Source organism: Bradyrhizobium sp. USDA 327 (assembly GCF_041262065.1).
GTDB classification, from domain to species: Bacteria; Pseudomonadota; Alphaproteobacteria; order Rhizobiales; family Xanthobacteraceae; genus Bradyrhizobium; species Bradyrhizobium liaoningense.
Genome location: NZ_JBGCCW010000001.1, coordinates 867,743 through 887,505, shown reverse-complemented (window position 1 = coordinate 887,505; position 19,763 = coordinate 867,743). Strand labels below are relative to the sequence as shown.

Genomic DNA, 19,763 nt, shown 5'->3' with positions numbered 1-19,763 from the left:
ATGACGAAATACCGCTTCCAGCGCCTCATCCTCATCGGCGTGCTGACCGCATTGGCCGCGTTTGCGCTTGTCGCCTCGGGGGCCCGCCCGGCGGCTGCGCAGGCGTCGGAGTGCGGGTCCGAGTGCGGCGAGCCGACGCCTTATCCGTCGCCGACCTACTCGCCCTCGCCAGCGCCCTCACCGAGTCCTACGCCCTCACCAAGCCCCGCGCCCTCACCGTCGCCGAGCCCGTATCCTTCCCCCAGCCCATATCCGTCGCCGAGCCCGACACCGACCGGCGCGGCTTCCAGCGGCAATTCGATCGGCGGCCTCGCCAACCAGCGCTTCAACCAGATGATCACCAACCGGGTGCTCGGCACGGTGCTGCTCGGCGTCAACGAGCAGATCAATTGCGGCGACTGCATCAGCGCATTCGGCTCGGCCGGCTCGTTCTCGGCCGGCATCCACGGCCGCAAGGCGCTGACCAACAATCTGTCGCTGCTCGCCGGCATCGCTTACACGCATTACGACGAGGGCGGCTACAAGATCACGAGCGCACCGATCGGCGCTTTTGCGTTGCGCTATGACTTTACCGATTGGGGCTCGTCGCGGCCGTTCTTCGACGTCGGCACGATCCTGACGCCATGGGAGAAGGCGCGCTACACGCGCAGCTACGATACCAGTCTCGGCCCGGTGAGCGTGACCAGCTCGACCAACGCCTCGAACTACGCCGTCTACGGTCGCGCCGGCTGGATAAGTCGCCTCTCGCCACGCGACGAGGTCGCGGCCTCGATCGAGGTCTGGCAGCTCTGGCAGCGCGTCTCCGGCTATAGCGACAGTACGGTGGCGTTCAATCCATTCGACGCCAGCATCGCTGATGGCACCGACCGCACCGGCCTCGTCAAGATCGGCGGCCAGTGGACGCATCTCTTCGGCAGCAACATCGAGACAAACATCAATGGCGGCTGGGTGCAGTCGTTTGCGAGTCACAGCGGCATTGTCGCCACCGTGACCGGCAACGGCGTGGTGGTGCCGACCATGGGCAACCAGGGCTGGTTCGAATATGGCGGCCGCCTCGGCTTCCGCGTGCAAAAGGGCTGGATCGTGGATCTCTTTGCCAACGGCACGTTGGGCCCGCAGCCGGTCGGGAACACGATCCACGGCGGCGTCGGGCTGCGGATAAATTATTAGGACGGAGACCTCGCTCCAAATTCCGCTGTCATGTCCCGCGAAGGCGGGACATCCAGTACGCCGCGGCTTCTCCGTATCTCACGCCGCCGGCTTGCCCTCGAAGGCCTGACGCAGGACGGCCACGTCGAGCTTGACCATCTTCATCATGGCCTGCACCGCGCGCGCGGCCGCGGCCTTGTCCGGGCTCGACAGGAACTCGAACATCACTTTCGGCACCACCTGCCAGGCCACGCCCCAGCGATCCCTGAGCCAACCGCACTGTTCCTCCTTGCCGCCGTGGGCGAGGAACGCGTTCCAGACGCTGTCGACCTGGGCCTGGTCGTCGCAATGGATCATCAGCGAGATCGCGTGGGTGTATTCCATCTTCATGCCCCCATTGAGCGCGACCAGCGGCTGCCCGGCCACCGTGAACTCGACGACGAGCACGGAGCCTTCCTTGCCGGAGGGGCCGTCCGAAACGTTGCGCTGGACGTGCGTGATCGCCGAATTCGGAACGAGCGAGACGTAGAATTTTGCGGCGTCCTCGGCATCGCCGTTGAACCACATGCAGGGCACAAGCTTGGACATCGTGAATGCTCCTCTTCAGATCTTCCGGGCTCGGATCAGGCGTTCGCCATCTCGGGCTGCAGCGGGGCAGCCGCGAGATCCATCCAGTTCACACCCCACATATGGCCGTCGGGATCCTCGAAGCTGCGGCCGTACATGAAGCTGTATTCGTCCTTCGGGCTGGGATCGACCACGCCGCCCGCCGCCGCAGCCTTGCCGACGATATCGTCGACGTCGCTGCGACTGTCCGCGGACAGGCAGAGCAACACCTGGTTCGAGGTCCTGGCGTCCGCGATCGGCTTCGGCGTGAACTGGCGGAATTTGTCGTGGGTCAGCAGCATGGCAAAAATGGTCTCGGAAAAGACCATGCAGCTCGCGGTTTCGTCGCTGAATTGCGCATTCTTGACCGCACCGACCGCCTCATAAAAGGCGGTCGCGCGCTTGAGGTCGGTCACCGGCAGGTTGACGAAGATCATCTTGGGCATCGGAAGCTCCTCGGGTGGGGTTCTGCCCAAGGACGGACGGCCAGGCCGCCATCCGACACCGCTTCCGACTAATCTTTCGGACCCCGATCTGCGGGGTTCTGTCGCACCGCCCCCCGCGCGCCGAGCAGCCTTACTTCTTCTCGTTGGGATCGCGGTGCACCGGGTCGATCCAGAGCACGGTCTCGGGTTTCTCCACCGGCTCGATGTCGAGGTTGATCGCCACCGCCTCGCCGTCGCTGCGCACCAGCACGCATTCCAGCACCTCGTCCGGGCTGGCGTTGATCTCCTGGTGCGGCACGTAGGGCGGGACGAATATGAAGTCGCCGGGGCCGGCTTCCGCGGTGAATTGCAGGCTCTCGCCCCAGCGCATCCGCGCCTTCCCCTTCACCACATAGATGACGCTTTCGAGATGGCCGTGATGATGCGCGCCGGTCTTGGCATCCGGCTTGATGCTGACCGTGCCCGCCCACAATTTCTGCGCGCCGACGCGTGCGAAATTGATGGCGGCCGCGCGGTCCATGCCGGCCGTCGAGGGCACGTTCGTGTCGAGCTGGTTGCCCGGAATGACGCGCACGCCGTCATGTTTCCAGCGATCGTCGTGATCGTGTGCATGATGCGAGTGCGAGTGATCATGGCCGGTCATGGGTACTTGCTTTCTGTTGGTTCGTGCGCGGCAAACTAACCCAAAGCCGCAGCCGCAAGCCATACTAAAATTGGAACCCTCGTAGCCGCTCAGTGTTGTCATTGCGAGCAAACCGAGAGGAGAATTTCATGGGCAGCACCACTGACAAGATCAAGGGCACCGCGAACGAGGCGATCGGCAAGGCCAAGCAGGGCATCGGCGAAGCCACCGGGTCCGATCGCATGAAGGGCGAAGGCGTGGTCCAGGAAGTGAAGGGCAAGGGCCAGCAGGCCATGGGCGACGCCAAGGATGCCGCGAAGGAAGCGATGGATCGCGCCGCCGCCGCTGCAAAGCGCGCGACGGAGTGACGCGCTTAGAGCTGAAAGCGAAAAGACCGGCCGAAAGGCCGGTCTTCTTATTTGTCCAGTCATTCCGGGGCGGCGCGAAGTGCCGAACCCGGAATCTCGAGATTCCGGGTTCGATGCTGCGCATCGCCCCGGAATGACGGCTACGCCGTCACTTCACCGCGAGCAATTCCACGTCGAACATCAGGGTCGCGTTCGGCGGGATCACGCCGCCGGCGCCGCGCGCGCCATAGCCGAGCTGCGGCGGGATGATCAGCGTGCGCTTGCCGCCGACCTTCATCGAGGCAACGCCCTCGTCCCAGCCGGCGATGACGCGGCCCTTGCCGATCGGGAATTCGAACGGCTCCTTGCGATCGACAGAGGAGTCGAATTTCTTGCCCTTCTGGCCGTTCTCATAGAGCCAGCCGGTATAGTGCATCACGCAGATCTGACCGGGCTGCGGCGAGGCACCGGTGCCGACGGTGGAGTCGATGATCTGCAGGCCTGAAGCTGTAGTCATGGTCTTTCCTGCGGTCTGGGCCGAGGCCGTGGTGGAAACGAAATCGGACACGCCACCGATCACGGTGATCGCGAGTGCCGACACGATAGCGAGGAGCATGCGCTGAAAACGCTGCATAGGGCACCTTCCATTTGAGGCGGGAGGTGTCTAACCCAACGCGGTCGCCGTTTCCACCCCTCAGACCTCGGTATTTTCCAGCCGCACCGGCAGCTTGCGGATGCGCTGGCCGGTGGCGTGATAGATCGCGTTGCAGATCGCGGCATTGGTGCCGACATTGGCAAGCTCGCCGAGGCCCTTTGCGCCCACCGGGTTGATGTAATCGTCCTGCTCGGAGAGCATGATGACCTCGACGCTGGGCACATCGGCATTCACGGGCACGAGGTAGTCGGCAAGATTGTCGTTGACGTAGCGCGCATTGCGCTCGTCGATCTCGGTGGCCTCCAGCAGCGCCGAGGACATGCCCCAGATCAGGCCGCCCATCAGCTGGCTGCGCGCGGTGCGCGGATTCATGATCCTGCCTGCAGCGAACGCGCCGACCAACCGGGGGCAACGGATTCGTGCGTGAAGCGGTTGACGCGGATCTCGACGAACTCGGCGCCGAAGGCGTAGGCGATCTTGTCCTTAATTTGATGGCCGCCGACGAACCGAGGCTGCCCGGCATGCATGGCCCTGAGCGAGTCCGGCGGTGCGCCCTCCGGCTTCCATTCGCCATATTCCTCGACCACACGCCGACATCGGAACCATCGCACTTCCGGCAGCACCGGCCAAGAAGGCGCGGCGATCGAATTAACTTGGAGCAATGAGTGCAGTTCCGAACGAGAAAGGGCGGCGCAGCAAATGCCGCGCCGCCCTTCGTCAACTTTTCCTGATCTTGCGCGCGGAACCCCGCGCGAGCTCAATAGCCGAGGGCGCAGCCGTCCTTGCGCGGATCGGAGCCACCGGTGAGCGTGCCCTTGTCCCAGTCGATCCAGATCGCCTGGGCGCCGCCGAGCGGGCCGACCACGCTGGTGGTCTTGTGGCCAATCTTCTTCAAGCCTTCGACGATCGCAGCCGGCACGCTGTCCTCGAGTTGATATTGGCCCTCGTAATGCAGGCCGCGCGGCATGTCGATCGCCTCCTGCACGTCGCAGCCGTAATCGAGGATGTTGGTCAAGACATGAGTCTGGCCGGTCGGCTGATACTGTCCGCCCATCACGGCGAACGACATTGTCGAACGGCCGCCCTTGGTGAGCAGGCCCGGCATGATCGTGTGCAGCGGGCGCTTGCCGCCTTCGATGCAGTTGGGATGGCCGGGCTGGATGCGGAAGCCGCCGGCACGGTTCTGGAACAGTACACCGGTCTTGTTGGAGACGATGGCCGAACCGAAGGAATGCGCGACCGAATTGATGAACGAGCAGACGTTGCGGTCCTTGTCCACCACCGTGATGTAGATGGTCGAGGGGTTCATCGGCGGCGCAACGTTCGGCAGGTCAAGCATGCCGTCCATGCGGATCTTGCTGATGTACTCGTCGGCAAAGCCCCTCTCGAGCATCTCGGCGACATTGATCCTCATATGCTCGGGCGAGGCGACATGCATCTCGCGGTTCATGTAGGCGATGCGCGCGGCTTCCGCCTCGAGATGGAAGCGCTCGACGCTAACGGGCGCGTACTTGGTCAGATCGAAACGCGACAGGATGTTGAGCATCAAGAGCGCGGTGACGCCCGGGCCGTTCGGCGGGCACTGCCAGAAATCATAGCCCTTGTACATGGTGCCGATCGGCGTAGTCACTTCCGTCGTGTGCGCGGCGAAATCGTCGAGCGTGTGCAGGCCGCCGATTCCCGTGAGGGTCTCGACCATGTCCTCCGCGATCGGGCCCTTGTAGAAGGCGTCGCGGCCCTCCTTGGCGATCGCGCGCAGGGTCTTGCCGAGCTCGACCTGGCGAATGACATCGCCGGCCACCGGCGGCTTGCCGCCCGGCAACAGGTAGCGCACGGTGTTGGTACCATTCTTCAGCTTCTCGAACTGGTTCTTCCAGTCGAAGGCGATGCGGGGTGCGACGACGTAGCCTTCCTCGGCCGCCTTGATCGCGGGCTGAAGCAGCCGGTCGAAACCGAACTTGCCGTGGTCGCGCAGAACCGTCGCGAAGGCATCGATCACGCCTGGGATCGAGACCGCATGCGCCGAGGTCAGCGGCACGGAGTTGATCTTGCGCTCGAGATACCAGTCGGCGTTCGCCGCCTTGGGCGCACGGCCGGAGCCGTTATAGGCGATGATCTTGCCCTCGCCGCGCGGCTGGATCAGCGCAAAGCAGTCCCCGCCGATGCCGGTCGACTGCGGCTCGATCACGCCGAGCAGGGCAGAGGCGGCAACGGCCGCGTCCACCGCCGTGCCGCCATCGCGCAGCACCTCGATCGCCGCGAGCGAGGCTTGCGGATGCGAAGTCGCAACCATTGCGTTGGTAGCGTGGACCGTGGACCTGCCGGGGAAATGGAAGTTTCTCATCGAATTTCTTGCTCTCTTGGCCGTCGGCGCGAGTGGCGCGCCATCTCGAAAACCGCGTCTACATGACACATTCCGGCCCGGCGGGGCAATGCTGGCATACCAGGAAAATGGCTGCCATCTGCTGGGCGTATGGAGTTCTCGACGCTGGCGCCCATACGGGTTTTCCGGATGGCTGCCGCCTGCTAAACGAGCCGCCATGTCTGATCCGATTTCGGCCACCAAGGTCGCGGCCTTCTATCAATTCGTCGCCCTCCCCGATTACCGCGAGCTGCGCGAGCCGTTGCGCGCCTTCTGCGCTGGTCTCGCGCTGAAGGGCAGCGTGCTGCTGGCGCAGGAGGGCATCAACGGCACGATGGCCGGTGCGCCGGAGGCGATCGACGGCTTCGTCCACGAGCTCGCACACGGCGACATGTTCGGCGGCAGGCTCAACAAGCTCGAATTGAAATTCTCGACCGCCGAGGCGATGCCGTTCGGGCGGCTCAAGGTGCGGCTGAAGAAGGAGATCGTCACGCTCGGTGACGAGACTGCCGATCCGACCCGCCAGGTCGGCACTTATGTCGATGCCACCGAGTGGAATGCGCTCATTGCAAAGCCCGACACGCTGCTGCTCGACACCCGCAACGCCTTCGAAGTGGCCATGGGGACGTTCGAGGGCGCGGTCGACCCCGGCATCAAGAGCTTTGGCCAGTTCAAGGACTTTGCCGCGTTTGAGCTTGATCCGGCCGAACACCGCAGGATTGCGATGTTCTGCACCGGCGGCATTCGCTGCGAGAAGGCGAGCGCGCATCTGCTCGCGCGCGGCTTTACAGAGGTCTATCACCTCAAAGGCGGCATCCTCAAATATCTCGAGGAGGTGCCCGAGGCGGAGAGCCGCTGGCGCGGCGAATGCTTCGTGTTCGACGAGCGCGTGGCGCTCGGCCACGGTTTGCGAGAACTTGGCTTGCGCGAACGGGAGAAGGGGCACGGCCGTGACGAATGAGATCAAGACGCTGAGCGAGCGCATCGACACGCTGGAGACGCGCCTTGCCTACCAGGACGACACGATCGAGACGTTGAACCAGACCATCACCGCACAGTGGAAACAGATCGACTCGCTGACGCGGCAGATCGCGCAGCTCAACGAGCGGCTCCAGGAGGCCGAGGCAAATGCACCGGGGCCCGGCAACGAGCGTCCGCCGCATTATTGATCGGTCTTACTGTCCGGACGCCTTGGGCAGCAGGTTCATGACCTCGCCGGACATCACCAGGCAGTCGCGGCCTGCGTCCTTGGCGGCGTAGAGCGCCCGGTCGGCAGCTTCGACCAGCGAGGCCACTCCCGCCGTGCGCTCCAGCGCCGGCCGGCAGGTCGCGCCGCCGACCGAGGCGGTGACGCATCCAGCCGCCAGATTGGTGCTATGAACGAGGCCGGCCCCGTGAATGGCACTGCGGATCCGCTCGCCGATCCGGGCGCAGCCGGCGGTGTCGATGTTCGGCAGCAGCACGGCGAACTCCTCGCCGCCATAGCGCGCCGCCAGATCACCGGCGCGCTGCGTCTCGGCCGCGATGATCTTTGCGACCAGACGCAGGCAGGCATCGCCGGCGGGATGGCCGTACTCATCGTTGTAGGCCTTGAAGTGGTCGACGTCGATCATCAGCAAAGCGAGGCTGGAGCGGTCGCGATAGGCGCGCGCCCACTCCTCCTTCAACCGCTCGTCGAAGCGGCGACGATTGGCAAGGCCGGTGAGGCTGTCCTCGATCGCAAGCGTCTCCAGCCTGGTCTCCAGCCTCTTCTGCTCGGTGATGTCGCGCGAGATCGCGACCACGCCATCGACGTTGCCGTTGCCCTTGCGTGTCACCCGCATGGTCGATTCGAGCCAGACTTCGCCGTTCTGCCGGTGCGCGTTGCGGTAGGTGAAACGCGCCTCCTCCTTCTCGCCGCGCTTGATGGCGTCGACGATCGCCTGGACCTCCGGCAGATCCTCCGGATTGATACCCGCAAGAGCCGGCGTGCCGATCAGCTGATTGGGGCGCCAGCCGACGATGCGGACCGACGAGGGCGAGACATAGCGCAGCCGCTCGTCGAGCCCGACGCGCGTTACCATGTCGCTGGAGCCTTCGGCGAGCAGGCGGAAATGCGCCTCCTTCTCGGCCAGCGCAACGGCCATGCGCTGGCCCCGGTGCAACTGCCGCACCAGCACGCCGCCGATGACCGCGATCAGCATCACCAGCGCGAGCACGTAGAGCATGCGGGAGATTGCCGCGGCGCGCCAGGGCGCGAGCAACTCGTCCCTGTCGACCGTGGCAACCAGGAGGAGCGGGAAACGGCTGCTGCGATTGAAGAAGCTGACGCGTTCGGCACCGTCCAGCGGCGACTTGAAGTGATAGGCGCCACTCGGCCGTTGCAGGCTCGGCTCGCGGAAAAAAGGCGTGTCGGCGAAGCTGCGTCCGACGAACTTGTCGTTGCCGGGATCACGCGCGAGGATCATGCCGCCGCCATGCGTCAGTGTCACGGAGCTGTTGCGGCCGATCTCGAACTGCTCGTAGAAATGCGAAAGATATCTGGAGCTGATGGTCGCCAGCACCACGCCGCCGAAAGAGCCGTCCTGCTTGTTGAAGCGGCGTGACAGCGGGACGACCCATTCGCCATCAAGCAGGCTCTTCACGGGACTGCCGACATGGGCCTCGCGCTTCGGCGAGAGCTGGTGATACCGGAAGAACGCATCATCGCTGAGGGTCGAGCCGATCGTGCCGGGCGAGGTCAGCCAGTTGCCCTGATCGTCGATGATGTCGAGGCTGTGGATGCGCGTGATCGCCTTCTTGCGCGCGTCCAGGAGAGTTCCAAGCTTGGCGACCGTGGCTGGTGCAGTGCCATCGATCTCCAGACGGCTGACCACGCCGACGACGCCGGAATCCAGGAGATCGAGGCTGTCCTCGGCATGCTGGGTCAGCGAACGGGCGACGTTCGCCATCTCGGTCTCAGCGCCCTTGAGCACTGCCTCGCGTGCCGCCCACTCGCGCCAACCGCTGACGCCGAGGATGGTCGCGCAGGTCAGCACGACGAAAGCCGCCGCGCGCAGCGGCAGGCGGCTCCATCCAGCTCGTTGGGTAACGGCGCTCACGCGGCAGGGTCCTCCGGTCGACCGGAAACTCTGCCGTTTCTGTTATCGAATGCTGAAATCGCTACCGGAATACGTGGCGATCGACCCGCTTCCAGTAGTCCTACGGACGCAACGATCAGCGCATTGCTAACAACGCATTAGCAACCCTGCCGGAATCCGGCACGCCCGACGCTGCTAGCTGAAGATGGCCTTAACCTTGTCCCAGAGCGAGGGATGGTCGGCATCCGCGTCGGCCTTCGAGGGCGTCGGCTGCGCGGCGCTCACGGGATCGGAAGCAGGGAACGTACCCTTCAGCCCGGCGTCGAGCTTGGCGTTGCGGTCGGCAGCGAGCGCTTCGTGCGGGTCTTCGGCATGCTTGTCGTGCGGCGCGGGATTGAATGTCTCAGCCATGATCTCCTCCATGGGCTGATCAACGCGGGCCGATCGCGCTGGTTCCCCTGTTCCGCTGAGGGCTGGGGGTGTATCAGGAACCATAACCTTCTGCAGGATCATTTGTGCCCCAGTCTCCGACGAAACCTTTCATCGACGTGCTCTCCGGCCAGCGGCAGACCATCCCGCCTTTGTGGATGATGCGCCAGGCCGGGCGCTACCTTCCGGAATATCGCGAGGTGCGCGCCAAGGCAGGCGGCTTCCTCGATCTCTGCTTCAACCCGGAGCTTGCCGCCGAGGTGACGCTGCAACCGATCCGCAGGTTCGGCTTCGATGCGGCGATCATCTTCTCCGACATTCTGGTGATCCCCTATGCGCTCGGACGCTCGGTGCGGTTCGAGGTCGGCGAGGGCCCGCGGCTCGAGCCGCTGGACGATCCAGCCAAGGTCGCGACGCTGGCGCCGCGCGTCGATCTGGGCAAGCTCGCGCCGGTGTTCGAGGCGCTGAAGATCGTGCGCGGCGCGCTGGACCCGAAGACCGCGCTGATCGGCTTCTGCGGCGCACCGTGGACGGTCGCGACCTATATGGTCGCCGGCCACGGCACACCGGACCAGGCGCCGGCGCGGATGATGGCCTACCGTCATCCCGAAGCTTTCTCAGAGATCATCGACGTGCTGGTCGACAGCTCGATCGAATATCTGTTGGCACAGCTCGCAGCCGGTGCCGACGCGCTACAGATCTTCGACACCTGGGCCGGTGTGCTGCCGCCGGCCGAGTTCGCGCGCTGGTCGACCGAGCCGACGCGGCGCATCGTGGAGGGCGTGAGGGCCAAGGTGCCGGATGCGAAGATCATCGGCTTTCCCCGCGGCGCCGGTGCGTTGCTGCCCGGCTATGTCGAGGCAACCGGCGTCAATGCGGTCAGCATCGACTGGACCGCTGAGCCGGCCTTCATCCGCGAGCGCGTGCAAAGCAGGGTCGCCGTGCAGGGCAATCTCGATCCGCTGGTGCTGATCACAGGCGGGGCCGCGCTCGACCGCGCGGTCGACGATGTGCTGGTCAATTTTGCGCAAGGGCGGCTGATCTTCAATCTCGGCCACGGCATCCAGCCGGAAACGCCGATCGCCCATGTCGAGCAGATGATCAAGCGCGTGCGGGGCTGAACGGCGGGCGGTCTCTCCGCATCGTCATGGCCGGGCTTGTCCCGGCCATCCACGCCTAACCAACCGGTGCCAAGAACGTGGATGCCCGGGACGAGCCCGGGCATGACGACCTCACGTGATCGCGCTCCAACAAAAAATGCGAAAACAACCCCATGCACAGTAGACAAGTCATTGAAAACTCTAGGCCTGCATGGCTCATCCCGCGCGTTCGACACGTCGGGCAAAACAGGCGCAGAACGACGTGATCGCCGATTGTGACTTCGGCTGGGCTCAGCGCGGCCGGCTGCGCTCGATGATCTCCGCCGCCCCCTTCGCCAGCAGATCCAATCCCACGGCACGCCCGAGCTCGCGTGGGCGGTTGGCGGGGCCTGCGCGCGAGGCTTCGATAATGGTGTTGCCCGAGAGATCGAGCACGGAGGCGGCGAGCGACATCTGATCGCCCGTGATGGTCGAGAACCCTGCGACAGGTGAATTGCAGTGGCCGTTGAGCACCCACAGCACCTCGCGCTCGGCATCCGCGCACAAATGCGCGGCGGGATCGTCGATCGATGACAGGATCTGCCGCGTCCGCCAGTCCTGCGCCGCGCATTCGACGGCAACAATTCCCTGCCCCGCCGCCGGCAGCATCTCAGCCGCGGTAAACTCATAGGCGATGCGGTGAGAAAGGCCGACGCGATCGAGGCCGGAGCGGGCCATGATCAACGCATCGGCAGGCCCCACCGCGCCGCCATCCGGCAGGCGCTGCTTCTCGCCATTGTCGAGCTTGCGCACGCGCGTGTCGGCGGCGCCGCGGAAGTGGATGACCTCGACATCGGGAAACAACCGCCGCGCATAGGCCGCTCGACGCACCGCGTTCGTGCCGATCTTGAAGCCCTTGCCGCGGGACTGGCGCAGCGCCTCAAGGGTCACGCCGTCGCGCAGCACCAGCGCATCGCTCGGCGGATCGCGCGACAGCGTGGCGCCGATGACGAGGCCGGGCGTATCCTCGTTGCCCGGCATGTCCTTCAGCGAATGCATCGCTGCCTGGAGCTCGCCCGACAGCACGGCAGCGCGAATCTGCGCCACGAAGGCGCCGCCCTTGCCGCCATGCGGCAAGAGCTTGCTGGTCTGGTCGAGATCGCCCGTGGTGTCGAACTTGACGATCTCGACATCGAGACCGGGCACGGCGGCGGTCAGACGGCGCGCGATTTCTTCCGTCTGTGCCAGCGCCATCGCGCTCTTGCGGGTGCCGATCCTGAGTCGTGTAGCCAAGTCGTTCTCCATCCGGGGCGCGTGCTCAGCGCGCGTCCTCCAATATCATGTCGGAGGCCTTTTCGGCGATCATGATGATCGGCGCGTTGGTGTTCCCCGAGACGAGATCGGGCATGATCGAGCCGTCGACGACGCGAAGGCCGTCGAGCCCCCTCACCTTCAGCCGCTGATCGACCACCGCGAGCGCGTCATTGCCCATACGACAGGTCGAGGTCGGATGGTAGATGGTGCTGCCGCGCTCGCGGCAATAATCGAGCAACTCGGCGTCCGTGGCTACCTTCGCCCCGGGATCGTACTCGCTGACCACGAACGGCTTCAGCGCCGGCGCATTCAGGATCATGCGCAGGATCTTCAGGCCCTCGACGTTGGTGGTGCGGTCGGTCTCGGTCGACATGTAGTTGATGCGGATCTCCGGCGGCACGGTCGGGTCCGCGCTCTTGATGCGCAAGGTCCCGCGGCTCTCGGGCCGGAGCTGGCACACTGACGCCGTGAAGCCGGAGAAATCGTGCAGCTTCTCGCCCATCTTGTCGGTCGAGAACGGCAGGAAGTGGACCTGGATGTCGGGCGAGGCCAGCCGCGGGCTGGTCTTGAAGAACGCGCCCGCCGTGCCGGCCGCAATCGTCAGCCAGCCCTTGCGGAACAGCGCATAGCGTGCGCCGGCCATGGTGCGGCGAAGCGGATGATTGACGGTGTCGTTCAGCGTGATCTTCTGCGAGCAGCGCATCACGATGCGGACCTGCATGTGGTCCTGGAGATCGCGCCCGACGCCGGCTGCGTCCAGCACCACATCGATGCCGTGCTTGCGCAGGAGATCGGCAGGACCGACGCCGGAGAGCTGGAGCAGTTGCGGCGAGTTGTAGGCGCCGCTCGACAGCACGATCTCCTTCCGCGCCCGCACGCGGCGCAACGCCGCGCCTTGCCGATACTCGACGCCGACCGCGCGGCGCCCTTCGAACAGGATACGATGGCCGAGCGCGGACGTCTCGATCTTCAGATTGCTGCGCGTCCTGGCGGGTCCGAGATAGGCCACCGCCGTCGAGGCACGCCGGCCGTTGCGCGTCGTGGTCTGGAACAGGCCGACGCCTTCCTGCGTGGCGCCGTTGAAGTCGGGATTGTAGGGCAGACCGGTCTCGACCGCGGCGTCGATGAAGGCTTTCGACAGCGGATCGGTGACGATCATGTTGGATACCGGCAGCGGACCGCCCGTGCCGTGATACTGATCCGCGCCGCGCGACTGGTTCTCGGCCTTCTTGAAATAGGGCAGCACATCGTCGTAACCCCAGCCGGTGTTGCCGAGCTGGCGCCAGCGGTCGTAGTCCTCGTGCTGGCCGCGGACATAGAGCAGGCCGTTGATCGAGCTCGACCCGCCCAGCGTCTTGCCGCGCGGCTGGAACACCTGGCGCCCCTTCAGTTCGGGCTCCGGCTCGGTCTGGTACATCCAGTTGACCGTCTTCTCCTTGAACAGCTTACCGTAGCCGAGCGGGACGTGGATCCAGATGTTGGAATCCTTCGGGCCGGCTTCGAGCAACAGCACGCTGTGCTTGCCGTTCGCCGAGAGCCTGTTGGCGAGCACGCAGCCGGCGGAGCCGGCGCCGACGATGACGTAGTCGAATTCGGGATCGGACGGCGCGAGGGAGGAATTTGCGTTCATGCGCTACTGTTCTTCTTGTTGGTGTGGGCGTTTCCGTCGTTCACTTAGCACAATCATTCGCGCACGCGCAGCGCCTCGACCAGCGACTTGAACGCACGGGCATATTCCGCGCCTGCCCTTGCGATGTCAGCGCGTCCGGCGCAGGCGACCGCGGCTTCCGTGACTGCGCCGAGCAGCAGCCGAGCCAGCGGCTCGACGGGCTGGCGGGCGATCAGGCCGGCTTCCATGGCAGCCGCAATCGCGCGCGGCAGCTTGCCGCCAAAATGCTTGGCGTCGATCTCGCGCCAACGCTCCCAGCCGAGCACGGCGGGACCGTCGCGCAGAATGATCTGGCCGGTCGGGCCCTTCGCCGTCGCGGCAAAGTAATGCTGGGTGCCCGCGACCATGGCGGCGAGCACGTCCTTCTCGGCACGCGCGGTGCCGTCGATCTCGATCACGAGATCGCGCGAGACCTGGTCGAACACGGCTTCGAACACCGCCTCCTTGGTCTTGAAGTGATGATAGACCGCGCCTTTGGCGATGCCCGCAGCGTCCGCGATCTCGTCCATGGTCGTGGCGGCGAAGCCTTGCGCTCCGAACAGGCGGCGCGCCGCCGTCAGGATCGCCTCGGTTGTTGCTGCGCGCCGCTCCGCCTGTTTCGCCATGGGCCCTCGTCTAATTCAATCATACGCCGGCCGCCAGTTGACTTTTCGACCGCCGGTCGGTATTTACCGACTGTCAGTCGGTTTATCCCCGAGGTGCATCATGCCGAGCCGTGAGATCGTCGAAGCTTTCGCAAGGAGGCTGGAGGATGGCGACTTCGTCGGAGCGATCCTCGACTATTACACGCCGGATGCCGCGACCCACGAGAATCTCGCCGCGCCGGTGGTCGGGCGCGACAAGCTCGCGGACAAGGAGCGTCGCGTGCTGGCGGCGTTCAAGGAGGTCACTGCCGTGCGCATCGGTCCAAGCCTGATCGATGGCGATATCGTCGCCAGCCGCTGGAAATTCTCCTTCACCAACGCTGAAGGCGTCACGCGGACGCTCGAGGAGATTGCCTGGCAGACCTGGCGAGGCAACGAGATCATCGAGGAGCGGTTCTTCTACGATCCGAAGCAGCTCGGACGCTGACATTTCCGCTGATTGCCATCATCGGTACAGCATGACCACGGCCATGCCGCTGAGGGGCGCAAGAAACCGGACGGCCTGCCACCGAGAGCCGTCGATCGACCAGCGTCCATAGACGATGGTGCCGTCGTTTGGGGATGACGGCCTGGGTTGATCCCGAAATGCCTTCCATCGCGCCTCGGCAGGCCCGAGAAAATCTTCCGGCTTGACCGTCATGTCGGAGCTGTTCAGCACCACCTGCATCATCTCGCCTTTCGGCTGGAACATCGCTTCGGCCCCGGGTGGCGAGAAGAAGCTGCGTTTCGGGGCGATATGCTGCTCATAGAAATCCTGACCGACCGTGACGGCCGCAGCGTAGGGACTGACGTACGGCACCCCCGAGATGCCGGGAACGACGAGGTGGCCTACCCCGCGCACCTCCTGCCAGGGAATGAAGAGACCCTTGAGCCATGGCCTGTGAAACCGGATGCCCGCGGCAGACATGGAGACGACCGCCCGATCCGCATAGAAGTGCCGGTAAGCTGAAAACGCGATCCATCCGAAACCCAGATAGAGCAACATCCAGCCGAAAACATTCAGCGATGGATTTACGAGATGGCTCCAATAGAGACTGCGTATGGCGCCGACATAGCTGGAGCGGCCGCTTGGCCCGCCGACCAACACGCTGATCACACCGATCACGCCGGAGACGATGATCAGGACCAGGAGGCCGATGAACAATTCGAGAAGCAAGGGCAGCCCGGACCGTCCGATCAGGCTCGTCAGTGCATAGCCTGCGAACGCCAGCCCCAGGAGACCCAGGTAGACAGCGGCCAAGGCCGCTCCATTCTGGCCCCGGCTCTCGGCGTGAAGCGCGACCGCGAGGCCGGCGACGCAAGCCCACATGGCCCATGGAATGCGGTCCATCCGCCATTTATCCATCGTGTATTCGACCGTTGCCGAAACATCGGCTGAAGGCTCGCTCATGGACAGGCCCTCGGGATTTCAAACGCATCCAGTGCCGACGCGGCGACGGTGGCCTGTCGGTCCGACGAACGTATCATGCGATGGAGCGAGGCGTCTCGATCCCCTCAGGGGTGGTAGAAAGCGGATCGAGGAGCCGCTCTTCCCGGCGCGGGAGCCGCTCAGGCCTTAATGCGAGACGCTGACGCACCTGAGGCCTGACCTGGCGAGACTCCCATTTGGAAGGGCTGACCATCCGGAGCGAGCGCAAGTCCCGTGCGTCGCTTGCCATTTAAGGACTGATCGGTCTATATATATCGGCATGAGGCACACAACCCCAGCGCAGCCGCCCCGTGGCCGGCCGCGAAGTTTCGATACAGAAATCGCCGTCGAGCGCGCGATGGAGGTGTTCTGGTCGCGTGGCTATCATGCCACGGCGTTGCCCGACCTCCTTCGTGCGACGAGATTGTCGCGGGGCAGCCTCTACGCCGCTTTCGGTGACAAGCATTCGCTGTTCTTGCGCGCGCTTGATCGCTACATCGCGGATGCCTTGAGGCGTATGGAAGGGGAATTCGATCCTCGCAACGATCCGGTGGTAGGCTTGCGGGCCTACCTTGCCGGCTACGTCGAGCGCACCAGTGGGAGCAACGGACGGCGCGGATGCCTCTTGGTAGCCACAGCCATGGAATTGGCCGGCCAGGATGCCGAAGTGGGTCGCCGCGTTGCGGGCTTCTTCAAGGCCATGGAAGCCAAGGTGACGGATGCACTCTCGCGCGCGAAAGCGGCCGGCAAGTTGGCCGACGGTGTCGAGCCCGCGATCGCCGCCAGCATTCTCGTCTGTTTCGTCGAAGGATTGCGTGTCGTCGGCAAGACGGCTCCGGCCCGGATCGCGTCGCAAGCCGCCGCCGACGCTCTCGTCGGCCGCTTCGTGAAGTAATTCGATGGATGCCTCGGCATACTGGCGCATCCACATATGGACTGATCGGTCCTGAAAGGTGCGCCATGTCTGGCATCCAGATCGTTTGCGCCATCGCCGTTCCCATGATCTGGGGATATCAGTTCGTGGCCATCAAGGTGGGCGTCGCGGAGTTTCCGCCACTGTTCTTCCTCGCACTACGCTTTCTGGCTATCGCAGTGCTGCTCGTTCCCTTCGTCGCGAGGCCCACGCGTCGACAACTAGGTCCTGTTGCGACCATCTCGCTGTTCCTGGGCGGACTGAATTTCGGGCTGTTCTATGTCGGGCTTGGACTCGGCTCGGGAAGCATGTCGGCCGTCGCGTACCAGCTCGCCACGCCCTTCACCATCCTGTTGTCCTGGCCCATTCTGGCGGAGAGGCCGTCTCTCGCCACCTCTGCCGGAGTCGTGCTTGCATTCGTCGGCGTGACCGTGCTCGCGGCGGAGCCGGGCCTGTCGACCAACCTGATTCCGCTGCTGCTTGTGGTTGGTGCCGCTCTTGCCTTCGCGGTGTCCAACGTCTTGACGAAGCGTTACGGGCCCTTTGATCCCTTGATGTTGATGGGGTGGTCCTCGCTGCTTACGGTCCCGCAGGTCATGTTGATGTCGCTGCTCCTTGAATATGGACAAGCGGCGAGCCTTGTGACGGCGGGCGAACTTGGCTGGCTGGCGCTCGCCTACACGATCTTCGTGGGGGGAATTGTCGGGTTTGGCCTCTGGTTCTGGCTGATCGCCCGTTGCTCGATGGTGCGCGTCGCGCCCTTTGGTCTGCTGCTTCCGGTGTTTGCCTTGCTTTCGAGCGTCCTGTTTCTCGGCGACCGACTCACGCCAAAGCTGATCGTCGGCGGACTGCTCGCGATGTCCGGGGTCGCCATCACGCAGCTGAGACCGCGCCCTCGCCCCATTTGATGTCCGGCCTGTCAGGCATTTGTATCGATTTGTTATCGATACTGCGTGACGAACACGCAGAAGTGGTCGCGGTCACCGCGGCAAACGAGGATAATTCATAGTTCGTCAAAGGTTTGCAACGAATTCTCCTGATCGAGCCGGACAACGGCCGGTGCTGCTAGGCTATCGCATGCGGACTCAAACGACCAACTATGTCGCACGGCTGTTCGCCGGCGATCTGTCGGCCTTTGGCGGTCCCGCAACCGACGAGGCCGTGGCCGGGCATATCCGGGCCGAACAGATGTCGCTGGTGCTCGGCTATTCGGTCGGCATCATGCTCGCCAATGCCTGCAACGCCATCGTGCTCGCCATCGCACTGTGGCAGTCGCCGGACGGGACCCTCGCCCTGATCTGGGCGGTCACCGTCGCCGGCGGCGCGATCGCTTTCGGGCTGCAATCCCACGCTGCGCGCCGCATCACCAAGCCGCAATTCGTCTCGCGTCGCGCGATGCACCGGCTGGTGCGCAACGCCTTCATCCTTGGCACCGCCTGGGGCATCGTCCCGGTCGCCTTCTTCGCCGACGCCTCGACCGGGGGCCAGCTCGTCATCACCTGCCTGTGCTCGGGCATGCTGGCCGGCGGCGCGCTGGCCTTCGCTACCATCCCGATCGCGGCCATCGCCTTCACGGCCCCCATCTTCGTCGGGATCGCGATCTGCCTCGGCAGGAACGGCGATCTGGCCTTCCTGCTGATCGCCTTTCTCGTCGTGGTCTATGGCAGCGTCCTGCTGCGCGGCGTGTTCGTCAACTCGTTCTCGTTCGCGCGGCGCGTGATGCGGCAGATCGAGGCCGAGCGCACGGTGCGGCTGGATCCCCTGACACATCTGCCCAACCGCGTCGCCTTCAACGAGACGCTCGATGCGGCGCTCAAACGGCTGGCGTTGTCGAGTGAGGACTTCGCGGTGCTGCTGCTCGATCTCGACCGCTTCAAGGACGTCAACGACCAGTTCGGTCATCCCGCCGGGGACGAATTCCTGGTCCAGGTTGCAAGCCGCCTGCAACGCTGCACGCGCGCGGCCGAGCACGTCGCACGCATCGGCGGCGACGAGTTTGCGCTGGTCATGGCCAATCTGGCGCGGCCGGAGGATGCGCTCGAAATCGCCGAGCGCTTCGTCGCGGCCTTCACCGAACCGTTCCAGATCGAGGGCCGCCAGATCGCCGGCGCGACCAGCGTCGGCATCGTGCTGGCGCCACGCGATGGCAACACCGCGCTCGACATCATGAAGAACGCCGACACGGCGCTCTACCGCGCCAAGAAGGCAGGGCCGGGCACGGTGTGCTTCTTCGAACAAGCCGACGACAGGCTGTCCCGCGACCGCAAGGCGCTGCAATCAGACCTTGAAGGTGCGATCGCGCGAAACGAGCTATTCCTGGTCTTTCAGCCATTCCTCGATCTCGGCACCAACCGGATCACCGGCCTGGAGGCGCTGCTGCGCTGGCAGCATCCTTCGCGCGGGCTGGTGCCGCCAAGCGAATTCATCCCGATCGCGGAGGAGACCGGGCTGATCCACGAGATCGGCGAATGGGTCATCCGCCGCGCCTGCGCAAGTGTTGCCGAGTGGCCGGAAGACATCAGGGTCGCCGTCAACTTCTCGGCAGCGCAATTTCACAACACAGGCATCCTCCAGACCATCGTGCAGGCGCTCGCCGATGCCAAGATCGCTCCGCACCGGCTCGAGATCGAGATCACCGAATCGATGCTGCTGTCGAAATACGGCTCGGCCGCGACGGTCCTGAACGCGCTGCTCGAGCTCGGCGTCACGGTGGCGCTGGACGATTTCGGGACCGGCTTTTCCTCGCTGACCTACCTGCGCAAGCTGCCGTTCAGCCGCATCAAGATCGACCAGTCCTTCATCCGCGACATGCTGGTGCAGCCGGACTGCGCCGCCATCGTCAAATCGGTGATCGGGCTCGCGCGCGATTTGCAGATCGGCGTGGTGGCGGAGGGTGTCGAGACTGCCGACCAGCTCGAATGTCTGCGCCAGATCAGTTGCGACGAGGTGCAGGGGTATCTGATCAGCCGGCCGGTGTCGGCCAATGGCGTGCTGGCGTTGCTGGATACGAGGAAGTATCGGGCGACTTACGCGGCGTAGGTCGCCGCAGAGAGACTCCCCA

20 protein-coding genes and 1 pseudogene are annotated in these 19,763 nt (G+C 64.7%); 9 read left to right on the top strand and 12 right to left on the bottom strand.

All coding sequences use genetic code 11. The features are described 5' to 3' along the window. The gene (locus tag ABIA42_RS03885) at positions 1-1,170 is read left to right on the top strand and encodes a hypothetical protein (RefSeq protein WP_271526720.1); all 1,170 of its coding nucleotides are present in this window, start codon (positions 1-3) and stop codon (positions 1,168-1,170) included. Positions 1,171-1,248: 78 nt separating this feature from the next. Here ABIA42_RS03885 and ABIA42_RS03880 read toward each other — a convergent pair whose 3' ends face one another. From ABIA42_RS03880 to ABIA42_RS03870, 3 genes are all read right to left on the bottom strand, one after another. Further along, on the bottom strand, positions 1,249-1,737 hold the full coding sequence (locus ABIA42_RS03880) for a VOC family protein (protein ID WP_271526721.1): 489 nt from the start codon (positions 1,735-1,737) through the stop codon (positions 1,249-1,251). A 35-nt stretch (positions 1,738-1,772) separates the two neighbouring features. Then, a complete protein-coding gene (locus ABIA42_RS03875) occupies positions 1,773-2,201 on the bottom strand; it encodes a VOC family protein (RefSeq protein ID WP_271526722.1) in 429 nt (142 codons plus the stop codon). A gap of 130 nt (positions 2,202-2,331) precedes the next feature. Beyond that, positions 2,332-2,844 carry a cupin domain-containing protein gene (locus ABIA42_RS03870; protein ID WP_271526723.1) on the bottom strand — a complete coding sequence of 171 codons (513 nt, stop codon included), beginning with the start codon at positions 2,842-2,844 and terminating at the stop codon, positions 2,332-2,334. Positions 2,845-2,972: 128 nt separating this feature from the next. Here ABIA42_RS03870 and ABIA42_RS03865 point away from each other — a divergent pair, with 128 nt between their 5' ends. Beyond that, positions 2,973-3,191, top strand: a complete 219-nt coding sequence (locus ABIA42_RS03865) for a CsbD family protein (RefSeq protein ID WP_271526724.1) — start codon at positions 2,973-2,975, stop codon at positions 3,189-3,191. Between the two features lie 148 nt (positions 3,192-3,339). Here the strand turns inward: ABIA42_RS03865 and ABIA42_RS03860 are convergent, their stop codons facing one another. The 3 genes and pseudogenes from ABIA42_RS03860 to ggt all read right to left on the bottom strand — a co-directional run bounded on the left by ABIA42_RS03860 (position 3,340) and on the right by ggt (position 6,169). Then, on the bottom strand, positions 3,340-3,804 hold the full coding sequence (locus ABIA42_RS03860; RefSeq protein ID WP_271526725.1) for an FKBP-type peptidyl-prolyl cis-trans isomerase: 465 nt from the start codon (positions 3,802-3,804) through the stop codon (positions 3,340-3,342). 60 nt (positions 3,805-3,864) lie between these two features. Beyond that, positions 3,865-4,412, bottom strand: a pseudogene (locus ABIA42_RS03855) (molybdopterin cofactor-binding domain-containing protein); the annotation flags it as partial. A 170-nt stretch (positions 4,413-4,582) separates the two neighbouring features. Next, positions 4,583-6,169, bottom strand: a complete 1,587-nt coding sequence (gene ggt, locus ABIA42_RS03850) for a gamma-glutamyltransferase (RefSeq protein ID WP_370115395.1) — start codon at positions 6,167-6,169, stop codon at positions 4,583-4,585. Between the two features lie 196 nt (positions 6,170-6,365). Here ggt and ABIA42_RS03845 point away from each other — a divergent pair, with 196 nt between their 5' ends. Beyond that, positions 6,366-7,148: a rhodanese-related sulfurtransferase gene (locus ABIA42_RS03845; RefSeq protein ID WP_370115397.1), complete on the top strand. Its 783-nt coding sequence runs from the start codon at positions 6,366-6,368 to the stop codon at positions 7,146-7,148. After that, the gene (locus tag ABIA42_RS03840; protein WP_271526728.1) at positions 7,138-7,356 is read left to right on the top strand and encodes a SlyX family protein; all 219 of its coding nucleotides are present in this window, start codon (positions 7,138-7,140) and stop codon (positions 7,354-7,356) included. Before ABIA42_RS03845 ends, ABIA42_RS03840 begins: the two co-directional genes overlap by 11 nt. Positions 7,357-7,362: 6 nt before the next feature. On the opposite strand, the gene ABIA42_RS03835 is transcribed toward ABIA42_RS03840, so the two are convergent. Further along, entirely contained in the window at positions 7,363-9,267 is a 1,905-nt protein-coding gene (locus tag ABIA42_RS03835; RefSeq protein ID WP_370115399.1) for a diguanylate cyclase, read from the bottom strand. A gap of 174 nt (positions 9,268-9,441) precedes the next feature. Then, a complete protein-coding gene (locus ABIA42_RS03830) occupies positions 9,442-9,657 on the bottom strand; it encodes a hypothetical protein (protein ID WP_370115401.1) in 216 nt (71 codons plus the stop codon). Positions 9,658-9,761: 104 nt separating this feature from the next. On the opposite strand from ABIA42_RS03830, the gene hemE reads away from it, so the two are divergent. Then, on the top strand, positions 9,762-10,796 hold the full coding sequence (gene hemE / locus ABIA42_RS03825; protein WP_271526731.1) for a uroporphyrinogen decarboxylase: 1,035 nt from the start codon (positions 9,762-9,764) through the stop codon (positions 10,794-10,796). 270 nt (positions 10,797-11,066) lie between these two features. Here hemE and hemC read toward each other — a convergent pair whose 3' ends face one another. Genes hemC through ABIA42_RS03810 form a run of 3 tightly spaced genes read right to left on the bottom strand, consistent with a single transcriptional unit; the run spans position 11,067 to position 14,342 of the window. Beyond that, complete coding sequence (gene hemC / locus ABIA42_RS03820) at positions 11,067-12,047, bottom strand: hydroxymethylbilane synthase (protein ID WP_370115403.1); 981 nt, start codon at positions 12,045-12,047, stop codon at positions 11,067-11,069. 25 nt (positions 12,048-12,072) lie between these two features. Next, positions 12,073-13,698, bottom strand: a complete 1,626-nt coding sequence (locus tag ABIA42_RS03815; RefSeq protein WP_370115405.1) for a GMC family oxidoreductase — start codon at positions 13,696-13,698, stop codon at positions 12,073-12,075. A 53-nt stretch (positions 13,699-13,751) separates the two neighbouring features. Continuing rightward, positions 13,752-14,342, bottom strand: coding sequence for a TetR/AcrR family transcriptional regulator (locus ABIA42_RS03810; RefSeq protein ID WP_370115407.1), 591 nt, complete (start codon positions 14,340-14,342; stop codon positions 13,752-13,754). Between the two features lie 100 nt (positions 14,343-14,442). Here ABIA42_RS03810 and ABIA42_RS03805 point away from each other — a divergent pair, with 100 nt between their 5' ends. Further along, positions 14,443-14,808, top strand: coding sequence for a nuclear transport factor 2 family protein (locus ABIA42_RS03805; RefSeq protein ID WP_370115409.1), 366 nt, complete (start codon positions 14,443-14,445; stop codon positions 14,806-14,808). Between the two features lie 18 nt (positions 14,809-14,826). Here ABIA42_RS03805 and ABIA42_RS03800 read toward each other — a convergent pair whose 3' ends face one another. Then, positions 14,827-15,771 (bottom strand): hypothetical protein, encoded by a 945-nt coding sequence (locus tag ABIA42_RS03800; RefSeq protein WP_271526736.1) that lies wholly within the window; start codon positions 15,769-15,771, stop codon positions 14,827-14,829. A 298-nt stretch (positions 15,772-16,069) separates the two neighbouring features. On the opposite strand from ABIA42_RS03800, the gene ABIA42_RS03795 reads away from it, so the two are divergent. The 3 genes from ABIA42_RS03795 to ABIA42_RS03785 all read left to right on the top strand — a co-directional run bounded on the left by ABIA42_RS03795 (position 16,070) and on the right by ABIA42_RS03785 (position 19,741). Further along, the gene (locus ABIA42_RS03795; protein WP_370115411.1) at positions 16,070-16,684 is read left to right on the top strand and encodes a TetR/AcrR family transcriptional regulator; all 615 of its coding nucleotides are present in this window, start codon (positions 16,070-16,072) and stop codon (positions 16,682-16,684) included. A gap of 65 nt (positions 16,685-16,749) precedes the next feature. Continuing rightward, on the top strand, positions 16,750-17,610 hold the full coding sequence (locus ABIA42_RS03790) for a DMT family transporter (protein WP_271526737.1): 861 nt from the start codon (positions 16,750-16,752) through the stop codon (positions 17,608-17,610). A gap of 169 nt (positions 17,611-17,779) precedes the next feature. Further along, on the top strand, positions 17,780-19,741 hold the full coding sequence (locus tag ABIA42_RS03785) for a putative bifunctional diguanylate cyclase/phosphodiesterase (RefSeq protein ID WP_370115413.1): 1,962 nt from the start codon (positions 17,780-17,782) through the stop codon (positions 19,739-19,741). Positions 19,742-19,763: the final 22 nt, after the last annotated feature.

Excerpts from the sequence above, each read along its gene's own strand:
- ABIA42_RS03885 (WP_271526720.1), top strand. The coding sequence starts at position 1 with ATGACGAAATACCGCTTCCAGCGCCTCATCCTCATCGGCGTGCTGACC.
- ABIA42_RS03880 (WP_271526721.1), bottom strand. The coding sequence starts at position 1,737 with ATGTCCAAGCTTGTGCCCTGCATGTGGTTCAACGGCGATGCCGAGGAC.
- ABIA42_RS03875 (WP_271526722.1), bottom strand. The coding sequence starts at position 2,201 with ATGCCCAAGATGATCTTCGTCAACCTGCCGGTGACCGACCTCAAGCGC.
- ABIA42_RS03870 (WP_271526723.1), bottom strand. The coding sequence starts at position 2,844 with ATGACCGGCCATGATCACTCGCACTCGCATCATGCACACGATCACGAC.
- ABIA42_RS03865 (WP_271526724.1), top strand. The coding sequence starts at position 2,973 with ATGGGCAGCACCACTGACAAGATCAAGGGCACCGCGAACGAGGCGATC.
- ABIA42_RS03860 (WP_271526725.1), bottom strand. The coding sequence starts at position 3,804 with ATGCAGCGTTTTCAGCGCATGCTCCTCGCTATCGTGTCGGCACTCGCG.
- ggt (WP_370115395.1), bottom strand. The coding sequence starts at position 6,169 with ATGAGAAACTTCCATTTCCCCGGCAGGTCCACGGTCCACGCTACCAAC.
- ABIA42_RS03845 (WP_370115397.1), top strand. The coding sequence starts at position 6,366 with ATGTCTGATCCGATTTCGGCCACCAAGGTCGCGGCCTTCTATCAATTC.
- ABIA42_RS03830 (WP_370115401.1), bottom strand. The coding sequence starts at position 9,657 with ATGGCTGAGACATTCAATCCCGCGCCGCACGACAAGCATGCCGAAGAC.
- ABIA42_RS03815 (WP_370115405.1), bottom strand. The coding sequence starts at position 13,698 with ATGAACGCAAATTCCTCCCTCGCGCCGTCCGATCCCGAATTCGACTAC.
- ABIA42_RS03810 (WP_370115407.1), bottom strand. The coding sequence starts at position 14,342 with ATGGCGAAACAGGCGGAGCGGCGCGCAGCAACAACCGAGGCGATCCTG.
- ABIA42_RS03805 (WP_370115409.1), top strand. The coding sequence starts at position 14,443 with ATGCCGAGCCGTGAGATCGTCGAAGCTTTCGCAAGGAGGCTGGAGGAT.
- ABIA42_RS03800 (WP_271526736.1), bottom strand. The coding sequence starts at position 15,771 with ATGAGCGAGCCTTCAGCCGATGTTTCGGCAACGGTCGAATACACGATG.
- ABIA42_RS03795 (WP_370115411.1), top strand. The coding sequence starts at position 16,070 with ATGAGGCACACAACCCCAGCGCAGCCGCCCCGTGGCCGGCCGCGAAGT.
- ABIA42_RS03790 (WP_271526737.1), top strand. The coding sequence starts at position 16,750 with ATGTCTGGCATCCAGATCGTTTGCGCCATCGCCGTTCCCATGATCTGG.
- ABIA42_RS03785 (WP_370115413.1), top strand. The coding sequence starts at position 17,780 with ATGCGGACTCAAACGACCAACTATGTCGCACGGCTGTTCGCCGGCGAT.